The organism is Caulobacter sp. (assembly GCF_035254145.1).
In the GTDB taxonomy this organism is placed as follows: Bacteria; Pseudomonadota; Alphaproteobacteria; order Caulobacterales; family Caulobacteraceae; genus Caulobacter.
In genome coordinates, this window is the sequence record NZ_DATFAV010000047.1 from 1 (window position 1) to 4572 (window position 4572).

A 4572-nucleotide genomic window follows, 5' to 3' on the forward strand; every position below is an offset into this window, starting at 1 on the left:
GCTGGTCAACACCGCCCGTGGCGAGGTGATCGACGAAGGGGCCCTGGCCAACATGCTGGCCAAGGGCGAGATCGCCGGCGCTGGCCTTGACGTCTACGAGCACGAGCCGTCGATCAATCCCAAACTGCTGAAGCTGCCCAACGTCGTCCTGCTGCCCCACATGGGCTCGGCCACGGTCGAGGGCCGGATCGACATGGGCGAGAAGGTCATCGTCAACGTGAAGACCTTCATGGACGGCCACCGGCCGCCGGACCGCGTGATCCCGTCGATGCTGTAGGGGGCAATCGACTTGACAAAAGTTGATTCTGGAGTCCGTTGACCTTTTGTTCCTGGTCTATATATTGGGTTTGAGGCGATCATGCGCCGGAACACCCCAGAGCACTCTCCGAGTGCAGGCGAGAAATCGCAATTATGGGCCGGGGGGTCGCCTCACTTCTCGAACAGAGTGATGAATTTCCGCTGTTGGGGCGTCAGGGCAAGCTTGTCTGGGCCAGGATAGAGCTTCACGCCGTAGCTCAAATAATTCCCTCCCCGACTATAAATCCGGGGCTTCAATGTCTCGGCGTATCTGAGCTCACAGTTTCCGTAGTAGTCAGGTTCCACCCCCGCCGTTATCGACGACGCGACGATATCCGCGATTTGCAAGCCCGCGCGCTTGCCATGATCCTGGGCTTCGATGCCATTGATATCGATCACCGGCCATTTGATCTGGATCGCCGGATCCTCGAAATTCTTTAGCTTCAGCAGGTAGGCCCGGAACGCATCGTAGGAGAGGCCGCCGCGTCGAGAAAAGATGATCTTGACCCGCCCGTCACCCTCCGGAACCAGACGACGCATGTCCCGACAAAGCCACGATATTCTCTCGATCAAGTAGCGGCAGAGATAAAAATATAGTTGGTTCTTCTCGGTGTAGGTCTCGGCCAAAAGACTAGGCTTGCTCGCCGCGACGCATAGGCCCCGTAAGGCCTTGGTAGCCAAAATCTGGCTCGCCATGATCCTCTGACCATGGTTCATTTCTTTGAAATGTAGTGGTTTCTTCTCGGCGCGTTGACCGAGCTTGGATCTTATCTCGTTTCGCCATTCGACCATTTCCAGGTCGCGCGACATTCGGCAGACCGTCGCCGATAGCGTCAGCCAGGTTGACGCCCCGCCGACCGCTCCCGGCGTCCGATAACGACCGAGCCCATCGTCGCCGGCTTCATCGATGTAAGCGATGTAGCTGTGAGCCATCCGGAAAGCAGAACATCTGCAACCCAAAATGGCAACGCTTGGTCGCCACCCTCACCGCGTCGTCATGTTCGTCGACATCCGGCCGAAGACCTCGCGCAACGCCTGGGCCATCTCGGGCTCCACCCCGACCTGATCCAGCGCCCGGCCCATGGCGTCGGTCCATTGGCGGGAAAGTTCCGCGTCGATCGGCATCGCGCGATGCAGCGACATCATGCAGACGCCCGGACGCTCGGCGAACCAGTCGCGGGGGCCGCCCAGCCAGCCGGTCAGGAAGCCGGCCAGAGAGGCGCGCATCGGCGTCAGATCCGGCGCGTGGATCGCCCGCAGGGGCGCATAGGCCGGGTCGGTCTCCATCAGGTCGTAGAAGGCCTCGACCACCGCGCGAACGCGCTCGCCGCCGCCGATCTGCTCGAAGGGGGTGGCCGGTTGCTCGGTCTCGGTGCTCATGGCGATCCTTGGTCTGCTCGCCGACCCATAGGCGGCGGCCTGAGCCGCGCGCCTTGATCCGCCGCAAACTACCCCCGCATGTCGCCCGTCTCGACGAACCGCTGGTGCCAGGCGAAGGCCTCCATCAGCAGGGTCGGGGACTGCTGGCCGTAGGAGTCGCGGCGGGCGCGGGCCAGATAATCCTTCAGAGCCGGGCGATAGTCCGGGTGCGAGCAGTTTTCGATGATGACCTCGGCCCGCTGGCGAGGCGACAGGCCCCGCAGGTCGGCCAGGCCCTGCTCGGTCACCAGGATCTGGACGTCCTGGTTGATGTGGTCGACGTGCGGGGTCTTCGGGACGATCGTCGAGATCTTGCCGCCCTTGGCCGTCGACGGAGCCATGAAGATCGAGACATAGGCGTTGCGCGCGAAGTCGCCGCTGCCGCCGATGCCGTTCTGGATGCGCGAGCCCATCAGGTGGGTGGAGTTCACCGCCCCGTGGATGTCGGCCTCGATCATGCCGTTCATGGCGATGCAGCCCAGGCGCCGGATCACCTCGGGGTGGTTGCTGATCTCCTGCGGGCGCAGCACCAGGCGCTCACGGAAGGACTCCATGTCGGCGTTCAGGTCGTGCGCGGCCTCGGGGCTCAGCGAGAAGGCGGTGGCCGAGGCGCTGAGCAGCTTGCCCGCCTTCATCAACTCCAGCATGCCGTCCTGCAGAACCTCGGTATAGGCGGTCATGTTGTCGAAGGGACCGTCAACCAGCCCGAACATCACGGCGTTGGCGATGTTGCCGACGCCCGACTGCAGCGGCAGCAGGCTGGCCGGCAGGCGGCCGCGCGCCACCTCGTGGCGGAAGAACTCCAGGAGGTGGCCGGCGATGGCGCGATGGTCCTCGCCAGGCGCGTCGAACGGCAGGTTGCGGTCGGGGGAGTCGGTCTCGACGATGGCGACGATCTTGGACGGATCGCAGCGGAAATAGGCCTCGCCGATGCGCTGGTCGGGCCGCACCAGCGGGATCGGCACGCGGTTCGGCGGCAGGGCGGTGCCGTAGTAGATGTCGTGCATCCCCTCCAGCGCCGGGTTCTGCCAGCGATTGACCTCGAGGATCACCTTGGAGGCGCGGTCGATCCAGGTCTTGTTGTTGCCCACCGACGACGAGGGGATCAGCGACCCGTCGGCGCGGATGCCGCTGACCTCGATCAGCGCCGTGTCGAGCGGTCCGAGGAACCCCTGCCAGGCCATCGGCGCGACCTGCGACAGGTGCATGTCGAAATAGTCCATCTCGCCGCGATTGATCTTGTCGCGGGCGATGGGGTCGGAATTGTAGGGCAGGCGGAACTCGATGCCGTCGGCCTTGGCCAGGGCCCCGTCCAGCTCCGGCCCGGTCGAGGCGCCGGTCCAGACCCGCAGGCGGAATGGGTTGCCGGCCGCGTGCTCGGCCTCGATCCGCCGGGCCAGGGCCATGGGCACGGTCTTGGGATAGCCCGAGCCCGTGAAGCCGCTCATGCCGACCGTGCTGCCCGGCGCGATCAGGGCGGCGGCGTCTTCCGCCGACATGATCTTCGATTTCAGGCTGTCCAGGGCGATCCGTGCGTGACTCATCTGGGCTCCTCCGCCGTGTTCTACGCACCCTTGACCCCGCCGGGCCGGGCGCGGCGCTTCCTAGCAGCCGCGCTCGCCCGGCTCTAGGCGGTTTTCCCCGTTTTTGGCGTGATGAGGCGTTTTGGCGCTCAAAATCGACTAGCGATCGGGCAGAAATGCGATTGATCGACCCTTGGTCTCCCAAATCGTCCGCCAGGAATGACCCAAGGTAAGATCACTTGGCGCAAGCCGGGCAGGCGGGATCGGCGCCGATCCGCACCGTCCGCGCCTCCGCCGCCAGGGCGTCATAGATCAACAGCCTGCCCGAAAGGGGTTCGCCGGCTCCGACGATCAGCTTGATCGCCTCCAGGGCCATCATCGAGCCAATGACGCCGGCCAGGGCGCCGACCACGCCCACCAGGGCGCAGGTCTCGGCGTCCGGCGGGGTCTCCGGCACCAGGCAGCGATAGCAGGGTTTGCCATGGAACACGCCGACCTGGCCCGTCCAGCGGCCCAGGGCGCCGCTGACCAGCGGCCTGCCGTGGGCCAGACAGGCGTCGCTGACGGAAAAGCGGGTGGAAAAGTCGTCCGTGCCGTCCAGGACGAGGTCATATTGCGAAACGATGTCGCCCGCATTGGCCGCGTCCAGCCAGACCGGATGGGTTTCGACCGTCACGTGCGGGTTCAGGCCCGAGAGCCGCTGGACCGCCGCCTCGACCTTGGGTCGGCCGACGTCCTCGGCGGCGTACAGCACCTGGCGCTGCAGGTTCGACAGGGACACGACGTCCGGGTCGACCAGGCCGATCGTCCCGACCCCGGCCGCCGCCAGATAGAGCGCCGCGGGCGCGCCCAGACCGCCAGCCCCGACCATCAGCACCCGGGCGGCCTTCAGCTTCTGCTGCCCCGGACCGCCGACCTCGCGCAGCACCAGGTGGCGGGCGTAGCGCTCGACCTCGTCTTGCGAGAAGCTCATGGCGAAAACCTCACGGCGCTTGACCCTCCGCCCCGGCCTCGCCACATGCGAAGCCATGCAAGGCAACAACTCCACCTTCCCAGACTGGCACGGCACGACCATCCTCGCGGTGCGCAAGAACGGCCAGACCGTGATCGCCGGCGACGGACAGGTCTCAATGGGCCAGACCGTCGTCAAGGGCAACGCCCGCAAGGTGCGGCGCCTGGCCGGCGGCAAGGTCGTGGCCGGTTTCGCCGGAGCCACGGCCGACGCCTTCACCCTGATCGAGCGGCTCGAGGCCAAGCTGGAGCAATATCCCGACCAGTTGGCGCGGGCCTGCGTGGATCTCGCCAAGGACTGGCGAACCGACCGTTACCTGCG

General features: G+C 65.7%; 6 protein-coding genes. 2 read left to right on the top strand and 4 right to left on the bottom strand.

Annotated features, from left to right (window positions below; all coding sequences use genetic code 11):
* Window positions 1-277: 2-hydroxyacid dehydrogenase (locus VJ655_RS02500; RefSeq protein ID WP_324097910.1), on the top strand; the 277-nt coding region annotated here is incomplete at its 5' end.
* Between the two features lie 152 nt (window positions 278-429).
* Here VJ655_RS02500 and VJ655_RS02505 read toward each other — a convergent pair.
* From VJ655_RS02505 to VJ655_RS02520, 4 genes are all read right to left on the bottom strand, one after another.
* Window positions 430-1230, bottom strand: coding sequence for a DUF3800 domain-containing protein (locus tag VJ655_RS02505; protein WP_324097912.1), 801 nt, complete (start codon window positions 1228-1230; stop codon window positions 430-432).
* A 51-nt stretch (window positions 1231-1281) separates the two neighbouring features.
* Window positions 1282-1677: a group II truncated hemoglobin gene (locus tag VJ655_RS02510; protein WP_324097914.1), complete on the bottom strand. Its 396-nt coding sequence runs from the start codon at window positions 1675-1677 to the stop codon at window positions 1282-1284.
* A gap of 68 nt (window positions 1678-1745) precedes the next feature.
* A complete protein-coding gene (locus VJ655_RS02515; RefSeq protein ID WP_324097915.1) occupies window positions 1746-3260 on the bottom strand; it encodes an acetyl-CoA hydrolase/transferase family protein in 1515 nt (504 codons plus the stop codon).
* 214 nt (window positions 3261-3474) lie between these two features.
* The gene (locus tag VJ655_RS02520) at window positions 3475-4212 is read right to left on the bottom strand and encodes a molybdopterin-synthase adenylyltransferase MoeB (protein ID WP_324097917.1); all 738 of its coding nucleotides are present in this window, start codon (window positions 4210-4212) and stop codon (window positions 3475-3477) included.
* Window positions 4213-4231: 19 nt separating this feature from the next.
* Here VJ655_RS02520 and hslV point away from each other — a divergent pair.
* The coding region (hslV, locus tag VJ655_RS02525; protein WP_324097919.1) for an ATP-dependent protease subunit HslV at window positions 4232-4572 on the top strand (341 nt) is incomplete at its 3' end.